This window comes from Stutzerimonas sp. Brlt_14, from assembly GCF_051948915.1.
GTDB classification, from domain to species: domain Bacteria; phylum Pseudomonadota; class Gammaproteobacteria; order Pseudomonadales; family Pseudomonadaceae; genus Stutzerimonas; species Stutzerimonas stutzeri.
Map to the genome: position 1 here is coordinate 274,142 of NZ_JAYJLM010000005.1, position 14,324 is coordinate 288,465.

Consider the following 14,324-nt stretch of genomic DNA (forward strand, 5'->3'; position numbering starts at 1 on the left):
TGGCGCGGTCAGCCGCCGTTCAGATGACGATGCTGCTCGGCGAAGGCTGCTGCTCGTTTTCCTGCTGCAGCTCCTTGATGATCGCCTGTTGCAGGCGCAGGCAGAGTTGCGGGTCCGAAAGCGGCTGGTTGTCGGCGTCGGTCACGAAGAACACGTCTTCCACCCGTTCGCCAAGCGTGGCGATCTTCGCGTTCTGCACCGACAGGTCGAAATCCAGGAACAGCTGCCCGACCCGCGCCAGAAGCCCGGGACGGTCGGGCGCGATGATCTCGAGAATGGTCTGCGGGCGCTGCGTGTCGTTGTGAATGGTGACCTGCGGTGGGAAGGCGAAGTGCTTGAGCTGGCGCGGTACACGGCGCTGGATGATGGTCAGGTAGTCGTCCGGATTGCGCAGCGCGGCGATCAGTCCGCTGCGGATTTCCTCGATGCGCTCCGGGTTGTTGCCGATGGGGCTGCCGTCGGCTTCCAGCACGATGTAGGTGTCCAGGGTGAACTGGCTGCTCGAGGTGAGGATGCGGGCGTCATGGATGTTCAGGTTGAGCTGATCCATCGCCGCCACGGTTACCGCAAAGAAATCGTGCTGGTCCGGCGCATAGATGAAGATCTGCGTGCCGCCTTCGAACTCGCGCTGCGTGGTTTCCTTGATCAGGACCAGCGGGCCGCCATTGGCCGGGTGCTCGATGATCGCATCGGTGTGCCAGGCGACATCGGTGGCGGTGTGGCGCAGGAAATAGTCGTCACCCAGCTGCGCCCAGAGCTGCTCGGCATCATCCGGGTCGGTGCCATGGCGCACCAGATCGTCGAGGGCGGCGCGCTGGGTCTGGCGAATCTGCTCCTCACGGCCCAGCGGATTCTCCAGCCCGCGCTTGAGCGCGCGCTTGGTCTCCGTATAGAGCTGGCGCAGCAGGCTGGCGCGCCAGGAGTTCCATAGCGTGGGGTTGGTGGCGTTGATATCCGCCACGGTCAGCACGTACAGGTAATCCAGATGGGTCTCGTCGCCGACGCGCTGGGCGAAGTCGTTGATGACCTGTGGATCGGATAGATCCTTGCGCTGGGCGGTGGTGGACATGACCAGATGGTTCTCCACCAGCCAGACCACCAGCCGGGTATCCCACGCCGGCAGCTTGTGGCGACGGCAGAACTGCTCGGCGTCGACCGCGCCCAGCTCCGAATGGTCGCCGCCGCGACCCTTGGCGATGTCGTGGTAGAGGCCGGCGATGTAGATCAGCTCGGGCTTGGGCAGCTTCTCGACGAGTTTGCTGGCCAGCGGATACTTCTCGGCCACGCCTGGCTTGGTCAGCTTGCGCAGGTACTTGATGACGTTGAGCGTGTGCGCATCGACGGTATAGATGTGGAACAAGTCGTGTTGCATCTGCCCGACGATGTGGCCGAATTCGGGCAGGTAGCGTCCGAGGATGCCGTAGCGGTTCATACGGCGAAGGTTGCGGTGGATGCCTTCCTTGCACTTGAACAGCTCGATGAACAGGCTGGTGTTGCGCAGGTCCTGGCGAAACGTGTCGTCGATCAGGTAGCGATGGTCGCGCAGCAGGCGGATGGTGTCGGAGCGTACGCCCTGGATATCCGGATGCTGGGCGAGCAGCACGAAGGTTTCCAGGATGGCGAACGGCGTGCGCTTGAAGATCGCCGGGTTGCTGACTTCCAGATAGCCGTCGCGTACCTGGAAGCGGCTGTTGAGCGGAACGATCGGGCCTGATTCGCCTTCCCAGAGGATCACTTCGGCAAAGTGCTGGCCGACCAGATCGCTGAGCTCGGCAATGCTCATCACCACCCGGTAGTACTTCTGCATGAAGCGCTCGATGGCCAGCTTGGCATCGCTGTCTTCGTAACCGAGCAGGGCGGCAAGGCTGCGCTGGTGGTCGAACAGCAGGCGGTCCTCGGCCCGTCCGGCGAGCATGTGCAGGCCATAGCGTACCTTCCAGAGAAACTCCTGGGCGGCGGTCAGCAGACTATGTTCGCCTTCGGTAATGAACCCCTGGTCGACCATGGCCTGCAGGTTGAGGGTGCCGAACTCGCGACGCGCGATCCAGAGGATGGTCTGGATGTCGCGCAGACCGCCGGGGGAACCCTTGACGTTGGGCTCCAGGTTGTACTCGGTGTTGTTGTACTTGGCATGGCGAGCGCGCTGCTCGTTGCGCTTGGCAAGGAAGAACTCCTTGCTCGGCCACATCTGCTGGGTACTGGTGACTTGCAGCATGGCCTGGCGCAGGCGCTCCGGACCGGCGATCGTGCGGCTTTCCATCAGGTTGGTGATGACGGTGAGGTCGGCACGCGCCTCATCGGCACACTCGGCTACCGAACGTACAGCCTGGCCGACCTCCAGGCCGATGTCCCAAAGGAGGGTGAGGAAGCCCTCGATCGGCTCGCGGAAGATTTCCTGGTCGTTCTCGTCCAGCAGGATCAGCAGGTCGATATCGGAATAGGGGTGCAGTTCGCCGCGCCCATAGCCGCCCACGGCGACCAGGGCGATGTCGGCGCCCTTGTCCCAATCGAAGCGGCTCCAGGCCGAGCGCAGGATCTGATCGACGAACCAGGCGCGATCCTCGATTAGGCGGCGAATGTCCCGCCCCGCCCTGAAGCGTTCGTCCAGCACCTGGCGTGCCTGGCGAATGGCCTTCTTGTACGCAGCGATGGGGCTGGCCTTGAGTGCGAGCTCCGCCTGGAACTGGCTGCGGTCAAACAGCTCCGGATCAACCTGGGGCATGCGAACGTCCTCCCATCAATGCGGCGGCGGGGTGTCTCAGGCTGAAGTGCGGGCGATGGTGTCGTCGCTGCGCAGCGTGAAGATCTCGTAACCATCGGCGGTGACCAGGATGGTGTGCTCCCATTGCGCCGAGAGCTTGCGGTCCTTGGTGATCGCGGTCCAGCCGTCGCCAAGCAGGCGTGTTTCCGGGCGGCCCTGGTTGATCATCGGTTCGATGGTAAAGGTCATGCCTTCCTTGAGCTCCATGCCGGTGCCGGCACGGCCGTAGTGCAGCACCTGCGGCTCCTCGTGGAACACCTTGCCGATCCCGTGGCCGCAGTACTCGCGCACCACAGAGAAGCCGTTCTTCTCCGCATGCTTCTGGATGACTTCGCCGATGTCGCCGAGACGGGCGCCCGGACGGACCAGTTCGATGCCTTTATATAGGCATTCCTGGGTCACCTGGCAGAGGCGCTCGGCCCACTCGGGCACCTTGCCGACCATGAACATCTTGCTGGTGTCGCCGTGATAGCCGTCCTTGATCACGGTGATGTCGATATTGAGAATGTCACCGTCTTTGAGCGGCTTGTCGTTGGGAATACCGTGGCAGACCACATGGTTGATCGAGGTGCAGATCGACTTGGGGAAGCCCTTGTAGTTCAGCGGGGCCGGAGTCGCCTGTTGAACATTTACGATGTAGTCGTGGCACAGGCGGTCGAGCTCCTCGGTGGTCACGCCCGGCTTGACGTGTTCGCCGATCATTTCCAGAACCTCGGCGGCGAGACGCCCGGCTACGCGCATCTTCTCGATATCTTCGGGCGTCTTGATGGTGACTGTCATGCAAACCTCTTAGTGCGCCGGCAGGCGAAGGCAATAAACGGAAAGCCGCGATGATAAACCAAAGCAACCATGCCCTGCAGGAGAGGGGGCGATCGGCAGCCGAACATGCGGCGGATGGTCAAAGCAGTAGCCTGTCGATGGCCTTTATGCTATAAAACGCGCCGCTCGACGGGGACACCCCGTCGCGCTTAACCCCACACACGTGTCGACACGGTATCCTGGGTGCTCGCAAGAGTTGGATATCGGGACGCGTGGAGGCCTAACCCGACTTATTCGAGGACTTATCATGTCTCAAGTCACCATGCGCGATATGCTGAAGGCCGGTGTGCACTTCGGCCACCAGACCCGTTACTGGAACCCGAAAATGGACAAGTACATTTTCGGCGCGCGCAACAAGATCCACATCATCAACCTGGAAAAGACCCTGCCGATGTTCAACGACGCCCTGCGTTTCGTTGAGAAGCTGGCTGCAGGCAAGAACAAGATTCTGTTCGTCGGTACCAAGCGTTCCGCTGGCAAGATCGTTCGCGAAGAAGCTGCTCGTTGCGGCTCGCCGTATGTCGATCATCGCTGGTTGGGCGGCATGCTGACCAACTACAAGACCATCCGCGCTTCCATCAAGCGTCTGCGTGAGCTGGAAGCCCAGTCTCAGGATGGTACTTTCGAGAAGCTGACCAAGAAAGAAGCCCTGATGCGTACCCGTGACCTCGAGAAGCTCGAGCGCAGCCTGGGCGGCATCAAGGACATGGGCGGCCTGCCGGACGCCATGTTCGTCATCGACGTCGATCACGAGCGCATCGCCATTTCCGAAGCCAACAAGCTGGGCATTCCGGTAATCGGCGTGGTCGATACCAACAGCAGCCCGGAAGGCGTCGACTACATCATCCCTGGTAATGATGACGCCATCCGTGCCGTGCAACTCTACCTCGGCTCCATGGCTGATGCCGTTCTGCGCGGTCGTCAGAACGGTGCCGGTGGTGCTGACGAGTTCGTCGAAGAAGTAGCTTCCGAGGCGGCTCAGGGCTGAGTGCGACGCACTGCAGCGTGATACCCGATAAACGAAAAGGGGGCTAGGCCCCCTTTTTGTCTCTTGCGAATTGATCACCTGTGTCTTTGGGTGAGTGGTTTAGAAACCAAATCGAGAGGATTCCCAACATGGCAGAAATCACTGCAGCCTTGGTCAAAGAACTGCGCGAGCGTACCGGCCAGGGCATGATGGAGTGCAAGAAGGCTCTGGTTGCCGCTGGTGGCGACATCGAGAAAGCCATCGACGACATGCGCGCTTCCGGTGCCATCAAGGCCGCCAAGAAGTCGGGCAACATCGCCGCCGAAGGTTCGATCGCCGTTCGCGTCGAAGGTGGCCGTGGTCTGATCATCGAAGTCAACTCGCAGACCGACTTCCTGGCTCTGCAGGACGACTTCAAGGCATTCGTCAAGGAGAGCCTGGACGAGGCCTTCGAGCAGAAGCTGACCGAAGTGGCTCCGCTGATCGCTTCCCGCGAATCCGCCCGTGAGGCCCTGGTTGCCAAGTGCGGCGAGAACGTCAACATCCGTCGCCTGAGCGCGGTTGAAGGCGAAGTCGTGGGTGCCTACCTGCACGGCCATCGCATCGGTGTACTGGTCACCCTGAAAGGCGGCGACGCCGAGCTGGCCAAGGACATCGCCATGCACGTGGCTGCCAGCAACCCGGCCGTCCTGAGCCCGGCGGATGTGTCCGAAGAGCTGATCGCCAAGGAAAAGGAAATCTTCCTGCAGCTCAATGCCGACAAGATCGCCGGCAAGCCGGAAAACATCGTCGAGAACATGATCAAGGGTCGTATCAACAAGTTCCTGGCCGAAGCCAGCCTGGTTGAGCAGCCTTTCGTCAAGGATCCGGAAGTCAAGGTCGGTGATCTGGCCAAGAAGGCTGGCGCTGAAATCGTATCCTTCGTTCGCTACGAAGTGGGCGAGGGCATCGAAAAGGCCGAAGTCGACTTCGCTGCCGAAGTGGCTGCTCAGGTCGCTGCGACCAAGAAATAAGACCGCTTCGGTGGTTCTGGCAAAGAGGCTGCCCGCTCACGCGCGCGGCCTCTTTGTCGAATTGGGCAGCGGATTTGTTTTTTTGTCACGGTATAGTCATCGCTTGGCACCAACCCCGAGTTGCGCTGTCAAAGCGCAGATATTTTTTGTCTGAGTCATTCAGACTTGGTCATAGCACGCCGCAGGAGATAACACGCCAATGGCTCAGCAGATGAGTGCACGCAATCCTCGCTATAAACGCATTCTGCTCAAATTAAGCGGCGAGGCCCTGATGGGGTCCGAGGACTTCGGCATCGATCCCAAGGTGCTCGACCGTATGGCCCTGGAAGTCGGCCAGCTGGTTGGCATCGGCGTCGAAGTCGGTCTGGTTATCGGTGGCGGCAACCTGTTTCGCGGCGCGGCGCTCTCGGCGGCCGGCATGGATCGTGTGACCGGCGACCATATGGGTATGCTGGCCACGGTTATGAATGCATTGGCCATGCGTGACGCCCTGGAGCGCTCGAATATTCCCGCGCTGGTGATGTCCGCCATTTCCATGGTCGGTGTCACCGACCACTACGATCGTCGCAAGGCCATGCGTCATCTCAAGAGTGGTGAAGTGGTGATCTTCTCTGCTGGAACCGGCAATCCATTCTTCACCACTGATTCGGCGGCCTGCCTGCGCGCGATCGAAATCCAGGCGGATGTCGTGCTCAAGGCCACCAAGGTCGACGGCGTCTATACGGCTGATCCCTTCAAGGATCCGAACGCCGAGAAGTTTGCCGAGCTCACGTACGATGAAGTGCTCGATCGCAAGCTCGGGGTGATGGATCTGACTGCCATCTGCCTGTGCCGCGATCACAGCATGCCGCTGCGAGTCTTCAACATGAACAAGCCCGGCGCCCTGCTCAACATCGTATTGGGCGGTGCCGAAGGAACCCTGATCGAGGAATCGAACGAATGATCAACGAGATCAAGCAAGACGCGCAGGAGCGCATGAAGAAAACCCTGGAAGCGCTGGACCATGCGTTCGCCAAGATCCGTACCGGTCGCGCCCACCCCAGCATCCTCGACAGCGTGATGGTCTCCTACTACGGCGCCGACACGCCGCTGCGCCAGGTTGCCAACGTGGTGGCAGAGGACTCCCGTACCCTGGCCCTGACCGTGTTCGACAAGAGCATGATCCAGGCCGTGGAGAAGGCCATCATGACTTCCGATCTGGGGCTCAATCCTGCTACTGCTGGCACCACCATCCGCGTACCAATGCCGGCGCTGACCGAGGAGACCCGCAAGGGCTATACCAAGCAAGCGCGCGCCGAAGCCGAGAATGCCCGCGTTGCGGTGCGCAACATCCGGCGTGACGCGATCGCTCAGCTCAAGGACCTGGTCAAGGAAAAGGAAATCAGCGAAGACGAGGAGCGTCGCGGTCAGGACGATGTCCAGAAGCTGACGGACAAGTACGTTGCCGAAATCGACAAGGCTCTCGAAGGAAAAGAAGCCGATCTGATGGCCGTATAAGGCCGGCATCGAGCTTTCGCGCCACACGGAAACTTTCCGATGTGGTCGCGAGATGCCATCGAGCTGTTGCTTGCAGCTTTTTCTTTTGGTTCGCAGCGTGTTTTAGCGCAAGTAGAGTTGTTCATGGAAAAGGTCAGGCGGATCCCTGGGCGGAACGTACCCCGCCACGTGGCGATCATCATGGATGGCAATAATCGTTGGGCGAAGCGACGTTTGCTGCCTGGCGTGGCTGGGCACAAGGCGGGAGTCGATGCGGTTCGCGCCGTGATCGAGGTCTGTGCCGATTCCGGTGTGGAGGTGCTGACACTCTTCGCCTTTTCCAGCGAGAACTGGCAGCGTCCGGCCGATGAGGTCGGTGCGCTGATGGAGCTGTTCCTTTCCGCGCTGCGGCGCGAGGCGCGCAAGCTCGACGAGAATGGCATCCGCCTGCGCATCATCGGCGATCGCTCGCGTTTCCATCCCGAGCTGCAGGCGGCGATGTCGGAAGTCGAAGAAATGACCGCGGCCAACCATCGCTTCGTGCTCCAGGTTGCCGCCAATTATGGTGGTCAGTGGGACATCCTTCAGGCGGCTCAGCATCTGGCCACTGAAGCTCAGGCCGGGCGGCTCAATCCAGCCGAGATCACGCCGGCATTGTTCCAAAGCTACCTTGCTACAGGCGACATGCCGCTGCCGGATCTGTGTATCCGTACCGGTGGCGAGCGACGCATCAGCAATTTTCTGCTCTGGCAGCTCGCTTATGCCGAGCTGTACTTCTCCGACCTGTACTGGCCGGATTTCAAGCACGTGGCCATGCGCAAGGCGCTTGCCGATTTCGCGACGCGGCAGCGGCGATTCGGCAAGACGGGTGAGCAGGTCGAAAGCGAGGTCAAGGCCGAATGCTGAAGCAGCGAATCATCACCGCAGCCATTCTGCTGCCCATTGCGATCATCGGTTTCTTCCTACTCGAGGGGCTTGCCTTCGCGGTCTTCATTGGCCTGGTTGTAGCGCTGGGAGCCTGGGAGTGGGCGCGGATGGCGGGTTTTACCAGCCAGCCGGTACGCGTCGGTTATGCCGCACTGGTGGTGATTCTGCTAGGCCTGCTCTACCAGCTGCCGGGATTGGCGCCGTGGCTGCTGGCGGTGGCCGTACTCTGGTGGATGGCGGCCACCTACCTGGTATTGACCTACCCGCAAAGCAGCCGCCTGTGGGGCGGGGCGGGCGGTAGTCTGCTGATCGGCCTGGCGATCCTGCTTCCGTCGTGGCAGGCGCTGATCCTGCTCAAGCAGTGGGAGCTGGGCAACTGGCTGATCCTGGCTGTGATGATCCTGGTATGGGCCGCCGACATCGGTGCCTATTTTTCCGGCAAGACCTTCGGCAAGCGAAAGCTCGCTCCGCAGGTCAGCCCTGGCAAGAGCTGGGAGGGGCTGATCGGCGGTCTGCTGACCAGTCTTGTGATCACCTTGGCTGTGGGTGTCTATCGTGGCTGGTCGGCGCGCGAGTTGATCCTCGCACTTCTCGGCGCCGCGCTGGTAGTGGCGATCTCGGTGATCGGTGACCTCACCGAAAGCATGTTCAAGCGCAGTTCAGGCATCAAGGACAGCAGCCAGCTGCTGCCCGGACATGGCGGTGTGATGGATCGCATCGATAGTCTCACCGCGGCCATTCCGGTCTTCGTTGTGTTGCTATGGCTTGCCGGTTGGGGCGCGTTGTGAGTCGACCTTTGCAGATCACCATACTGGGCGCGACCGGCTCGATCGGCCTGAGCACGCTCGATGTCGTCGCCCGCCATCCGGATCGCTACGATGTTTTCGCCCTGACCGGCTTCAGTCGGCTTGCCGAGCTGCGTGCGCTCTGCCTCAAGCACCGACCACGCTATGCGGTCGTTAGTGATCAGGCGCAGGCGCGGATACTGCAGGATCAGCTGCATGCCGATGGCGTCAGCACTCGCGTGCTGGATGGCGAAGGTGGGTTGAGCGAAGTGGCAGCGCACCCGGAGGTGGACGTGGTAATGGCCGCCATCGTCGGGGCGGCAGGGTTGAAGCCTACGCTCGCGGCGGTGCAGGCCGGCAAGCGGGTGCTGCTGGCCAACAAGGAGGCGCTGGTCATGTCCGGTGCCTTGTTCATGCAGGCGTTGCGTGACAGCGGTGCCGTTCTGCTGCCGATCGATAGCGAGCACAACGCGATTTTTCAGTGCCTGCCGACGGACTATTCGCAAGGCCTTGGGACCGTCGGTGTGCGCAGGATCCTGCTCACCGCTTCGGGCGGGCCGTTCCGAGAAATGGCGCCCGACCTTCTGAGCGATGTGACTCCCGAGCAGGCGTGCGCTCATCCCAACTGGTCCATGGGGCGAAAGATCTCGGTGGATTCAGCGAGCATGATGAACAAGGGGCTCGAATTGATCGAGGCCTGCTGGCTGTTCGATGCACGCCCGCATCAGGTCGAGGTAGTCATCCATCCGCAGAGCGTCATTCATTCCATGGTGGACTACGTGGATGGCTCCGTACTGGCGCAGCTGGGCAATCCGGACATGCGCACGCCGATCGCGCATGCGCTGGCCTGGCCGGAACGGATTGAATCGGGCGTATCGGCGCTTGATCTGCTGCGGGTCGGGCGTCTGGACTTCCAGGCTCCCGATGATCGGCGTTTCCCTTGTCTGCGACTCGCCCGGACTGCGGCGGAGGTCGGTGGGACCGCGCCGGCAATGCTCAATGCGGCGAACGAGGTGGCCGTCGACGCGTTTCTCAATCGTCGCATCCGTTTCACCGAGATCGCGAGTATCATCGACGACGTGTTGAATCATGAGGCGTCGGTTCCCACCGTTTGCCTCGAAGATGTGTTGGCGGCTGACAGGCGCGCCCGGGATGTCGCCGGGCAGTGGCTGTACCGCAACGGGCGATAGGGGTCTGCCGGCCGAGCGGCTTGCAGTCGAACGTCACCAGACCCACCCCGGAGGAAAGTTATGGGCGCGCTCTACATGATCATCGGCACCCTCGTTGCGCTCGGGGTGCTGGTTACCTTCCACGAATTCGGTCACTTCTGGGTCGCACGGCGTTGCGGCGTCAAGGTACTGCGCTTCTCGGTCGGCTTCGGCAGTCCGCTGGTGCGCTGGCATGATCGGCACGGCACCGAGTTCGTGATCGCCGCGATCCCGCTCGGCGGGTACGTCAAGATGCTCGACGAGCGCGAGGGTGACGTGCCACCAGCGCTGCTCGACAGTGCGTTCAATCGCAAGACGGTGCGGCAGCGCTTCGCCATCGTCTCTGCCGGTCCGCTGGCCAATTTCCTTCTCGCTCTGGTGTTCTTCTGGCTCCTGGCCATGCTCGGCAGTCAGCAGGTGCGTCCAGTGGTTGGGGCTGTGGAGTCCGGCAGCCTCGCCGCGCAGGCCGGGATGGCGGTCGATCAGGAGATCGTCGCGGTCAACGGCAAGCCCGTCAGTGGCTGGGGTGAGGTCAACCTGCAGTTGGTACGGCGCCTGGGCGAAAGCGGTCAGCTCGATGTGACGGTGCGTGAGGTCGGCAGCTCCGCCGAAAGGCAGCTGCAGATTCCGCTGCAGAACTGGCTTAAAGGTGTAGAGGAGCCGGACCCGATTACGGCGCTCGGCATTCGGCCATGGCGCCCACAGATCGCGCCGGTGATCGCCCAGCTCGATCCCGAAGGCCCTGCCCAGGCAGCCGGAATTCAACTCGGCGATCGGTTGATCAGCTTGAATCGGCAGCCGCTTGACGATTGGCAGCAGGTAATCGACGCGGTCAAGGTTCTGCCCTGCGCGACAGCGGTTCTCGAGGTTGAGCGTGACGGGCAACGTGTTGATGTGCCGTTGACACTTGCTGCTCGCGGAGAGGGTGAAGCGCGGCGCGGTTATCTTGGTGCGGGCGTCGAAGGCGGTGAATGGCCGGCCGAGATGTTGCGCGAGGTTCGTTTCGGCCCGCTCGATGCGGTGGTGGAAGGGGCGAAACGTACCTGGACCATGAGCCTGTTGACGCTCGATTCCCTGAAGAAAATGCTCTTCGGGGAGCTCTCGGTAAAAAACTTGAGCGGTCCGATAACGATTGCTAAAGTGGCGGGCGCTTCGGCCCAGTCCGGCCTTGGGGATTTCCTCAATTTCCTCGCCTATCTGAGCATAAGTCTGGGGGTTCTCAATTTATTGCCTATCCCGGTGCTCGATGGCGGCCATCTGCTCTTCTATCTCGTCGAGTGGGTCCGCGGGCGTCCGCTTTCGGAACGGGTGCAGGGATGGGGGGTACAGATCGGCATCAGCCTCGTGGTAGGGGTGATGCTGCTTGCATTGGTCAATGATCTTGGCCGTCTGTAACGCCGAATCCGTAGTGTCGCCGCGCCTAATTGCCGGTTCATTTATCAGGTTTGAATAAGAAAGGACTTCATGAAACGTCTGCTGCTACCTGCGGTTATTTCCGCATTGATGATTGCCGAAGTTCACGCTGAGTCCTTCACTATCTCCGATATCCGAGTCAACGGCTTGCAGCGGGTTTCCGCCGGCAGCGTTTTTGGTGCGCTTCCGTTGAATGTGGGCGAGGCGGCCGATGATGCGCGACTTGTCGATGCTACTCGCGCGCTCTTTCGAACCGGCTTTTTCCAGGACATCCAGCTTGGTCGTGAAGGCGATGTGCTGGTTATCAGCGTAGTCGAGCGTCCGTCGATTTCCGCCATCGAAATCGAGGGCAACAAGGCGATCAAGACCGAAGATCTCCTGTCAGGCTTGCAGCAGTCAGGGCTCGCCGAAGGCGAGATCTTCCAGCGTGCGACGCTCGAAGGCGTGCGCAACGAGCTGCAGCGTCAATATGTCGCCCAGGGTCGTTACTCGGCCGCCATCGAAACCGAAGTGGTTGCCCAGCCGCGCAATCGCGTCGCGCTGAAGATCAAGATCAACGAAGGCTCGGTCGCTGCCATCAAGCACATCAACGTCGTGGGCAACTCGGTGTTCCCGGACGAGGATCTGGTCGACCTGTTCGAGCTCAAGACCACCAACTGGCTTTCCTTCTTCCGCAACGACGACAAGTACGCCCGCGAGAAGCTGTCCGGCGACCTGGAACGCCTGCGTTCCTATTACCTGGACCGTGGCTACATCAACATGGATATCACCTCGACCCAGGTATCCATCACGCCGGACAAGAAGCACGTCTATGTGACGGTCAACATCGACGAAGGCGAGCGTTACACCGTTCGCGACGTCAAGCTCAGCGGTGATCTCAAGGTTCCGCAGGAAGAGATCGAGGCGCTGCTCCTGGCGAAGGAAGGCCAGGTGTTCTCCCGCAAGGTGATGACCTCGACGTCCGAGCTGATCACCCGTCGCCTTGGCAACGAGGGCTATACCTTCGCCAACGTCAATGGTGTCCCGGAGGCGCACGACGAGGACAACACCGTCTCGATCACCTTCGTCGTCGATCCGGGCAAGCGTGCCTATGTCAATCGCATCAACTTCCGTGGCAACACCAAGACCGAAGATGAGGTGCTGCGCCGCGAGATGCGCCAGATGGAGGGCGGCTGGGCATCGACCTACCTGATCGACCAGTCCAAGACTCGCCTCGAGCGCCTGGGCTTCTTCAAGGAAGTCAACGTCGAAACACCTCAGGTGCCTGGTACCGACGACCAGATCGACGTCAACTACAGCGTCGAGGAGCAACCGTCCGGCTCGATCATGGCCAGTATCGGCTTCGCGCAGAACGCCGGCCTGATCCTTGGCGGTTCCATCAGTCAGAACAACTTCCTTGGTACCGGTAACCGTGTCTCGCTGGGCTTGACCCGCAGCGAGTACCAGTCGCGCTACAACTTTGGCTTCGTCGACCCCTACTGGACCGAAGATGGCGTCAGCCTAGGCTACAACGCCTTCTATCGCACCACCGACTACGACGAGCTGGACTATGACGTCTCCAGCTACTCGGTGGATAGCCTGGGTGCCGGTATCAACATCGGCTACCCGATCAGCGAGACCTCGCGTCTGTCCTTCGGGTTGACCGTGCAGCAGGACGATCTGGATACCGGTCGCTATACCGTCGATGAGATTTTCGACTTCATGGAAGAAGAGGGCGATAGCTTCCTCAACTTCAAGGCGTCGGTCGGCTGGTCGGAGTCGACGCTGAACCGCGGCGTGCTGGCCACTCGCGGTCACTCCCAGAGCCTGGTCTTCGAGACCACCGTGCCGGGTAGCGACCTGTCGTTCTACAAGCTGGACTACAACGGCCAGCTGTTCGTGCCGATGACGAAGGATTACACCCTGCGCATGCATACGCGCCTGGGCTACGGTGATGCCTACGGTTCCACCTCCAGCCTGCCGTTCTACGAGCACTATTACGCGGGTGGCTTCAATTCCGTTCGTGGTTTCGAGGACAGCAGTCTTGGCCCGCGGAGTACGCCGAGCGATGGCTCGCGCCCCGGTACCATCGCCGATCCGGACCAGGATCCGTTGCCGTTCGGTGGTAACGTGCTGATCCAGGGTGGCCTGGAGGTGCTGTTCCCGATGCCGTTCGTCAAGGATCAGCGTTCACTGCGAACCTCGGTGTTCTGGGATGTTGGTAACGTGTTCAATACCAATTGCCCGTCCGGTGCCGCCAATTGCAGCGATATCGATTTCGGTGACATGGCCAGTTCGGTCGGTGTCGGCTTGACCTGGATTACCGCGATGGGACCATTGAGCTTCAGCCTGGCGATGCCGGTGGTGAAGCCGGACGATGCCGATACCCAGGTATTCCAGTTCTCGCTGGGACAAACGTTCTAGCATTGGGGCGCCATGCTTCAGTGCTTTCTTTCAGGAGTGGTGTGTACCGTGCGTAAGTTGACTCAACTGTTTCTCGTCGTTGCCGCGCTGGTGGCGACTCCCGCATTCGCCGAAATGAAGATCGCCGTCATGAACTATCAGATGGCATTGCTGGAGTCCGACGCGGCCAAGCGCTATGCAGTCGATGCCGAGAAGAAATTCGGTCCCCAGCTGAGCAAGCTCAAGACGCTGGAAAGCGATGCCAAGCGCATCCAGGACCGCTTGGTCAAGGACGGTGACAAGATGCAGCAGGCCGAGCGTGAGCGCCTTGAGCTGGAGTTCAAGCAGAAGGCCCGTGACTTCCAGTTTCAGTCCAAGGAGCTGAACGAGGCGAAGGCCGTCGCTGACCGTGACATGCTCAAGCAGCTCAAGCCCAAGCTGGATCAGGCAGTCGAAGAAGTCATCAAGAAGGGTAACTACGACCTGGTGTTCGAGCGTGGCGCCGTGGTGGATGTCAAGCCGCAGTTCGACATCACCCGCCAGGTCATCGAGCGCATGAACCAACTGCGCTGA

At 60.9% G+C, this 14,324-nt stretch carries 12 protein-coding genes; 10 read left to right on the forward strand and 2 right to left on the reverse strand.

Going from position 1 to position 14,324, the window contains the following annotated elements; genetic code table 11:
• Window positions 1-19: 19 nt before the first annotated feature.
• Entirely contained in the window at window positions 20-2,722 is a 2,703-nt protein-coding gene (locus tag VF716_RS14450; protein ID WP_011912698.1) for a [protein-PII] uridylyltransferase, read from the reverse strand.
• A gap of 36 nt (window positions 2,723-2,758) precedes the next feature.
• Entirely contained in the window at window positions 2,759-3,541 is a 783-nt protein-coding gene (gene map, locus VF716_RS14455) for a type I methionyl aminopeptidase (protein ID WP_017244594.1), read from the reverse strand.
• Between the two features lie 286 nt (window positions 3,542-3,827).
• On the opposite strand from map, the gene rpsB reads away from it, so the two are divergent.
• The 10 genes from rpsB to VF716_RS14505 all read left to right on the forward strand — a co-directional run bounded on the left by rpsB (window position 3,828) and on the right by VF716_RS14505 (window position 14,324).
• Window positions 3,828-4,568, forward strand: coding sequence for a 30S ribosomal protein S2 (gene rpsB / locus VF716_RS14460; RefSeq protein ID WP_011912700.1), 741 nt, complete (start codon window positions 3,828-3,830; stop codon window positions 4,566-4,568).
• A gap of 128 nt (window positions 4,569-4,696) precedes the next feature.
• Window positions 4,697-5,560, forward strand: a complete 864-nt coding sequence (tsf, locus tag VF716_RS14465) for a translation elongation factor Ts (protein WP_011912701.1) — start codon at window positions 4,697-4,699, stop codon at window positions 5,558-5,560.
• Window positions 5,561-5,759: 199 nt separating this feature from the next.
• A complete protein-coding gene (gene pyrH, locus VF716_RS14470) occupies window positions 5,760-6,503 on the forward strand; it encodes a UMP kinase (RefSeq protein WP_011912702.1) in 744 nt (247 codons plus the stop codon).
• Window positions 6,500-7,057, forward strand: a complete 558-nt coding sequence (gene frr / locus VF716_RS14475; protein ID WP_013982327.1) for a ribosome recycling factor — start codon at window positions 6,500-6,502, stop codon at window positions 7,055-7,057. Before pyrH ends, frr begins: the two co-directional genes overlap by 4 nt.
• A gap of 123 nt (window positions 7,058-7,180) precedes the next feature.
• Window positions 7,181-7,942, forward strand: a complete 762-nt coding sequence (uppS, locus tag VF716_RS14480; protein ID WP_017244593.1) for a polyprenyl diphosphate synthase — start codon at window positions 7,181-7,183, stop codon at window positions 7,940-7,942.
• Window positions 7,936-8,751, forward strand: coding sequence for a phosphatidate cytidylyltransferase (locus VF716_RS14485; protein ID WP_013982329.1), 816 nt, complete (start codon window positions 7,936-7,938; stop codon window positions 8,749-8,751). Before uppS ends, VF716_RS14485 begins: the two co-directional genes overlap by 7 nt.
• Window positions 8,748-9,938 (forward strand): 1-deoxy-D-xylulose-5-phosphate reductoisomerase, encoded by a 1,191-nt coding sequence (gene ispC / locus VF716_RS14490; protein ID WP_167767857.1) that lies wholly within the window; start codon window positions 8,748-8,750, stop codon window positions 9,936-9,938. The genes VF716_RS14485 and ispC overlap by 4 nt, the downstream gene beginning before the upstream one ends.
• A 60-nt stretch (window positions 9,939-9,998) precedes the next feature.
• Entirely contained in the window at window positions 9,999-11,351 is a 1,353-nt protein-coding gene (gene rseP / locus VF716_RS14495) for an RIP metalloprotease RseP (protein ID WP_440552760.1), read from the forward strand.
• Between the two features lie 69 nt (window positions 11,352-11,420).
• Window positions 11,421-13,772, forward strand: coding sequence for an outer membrane protein assembly factor BamA (gene bamA, locus VF716_RS14500; RefSeq protein WP_049339718.1), 2,352 nt, complete (start codon window positions 11,421-11,423; stop codon window positions 13,770-13,772).
• Window positions 13,773-13,820: 48 nt separating this feature from the next.
• Window positions 13,821-14,324: an OmpH family outer membrane protein gene (locus VF716_RS14505; protein ID WP_003295019.1), complete on the forward strand. Its 504-nt coding sequence runs from the start codon at window positions 13,821-13,823 to the stop codon at window positions 14,322-14,324.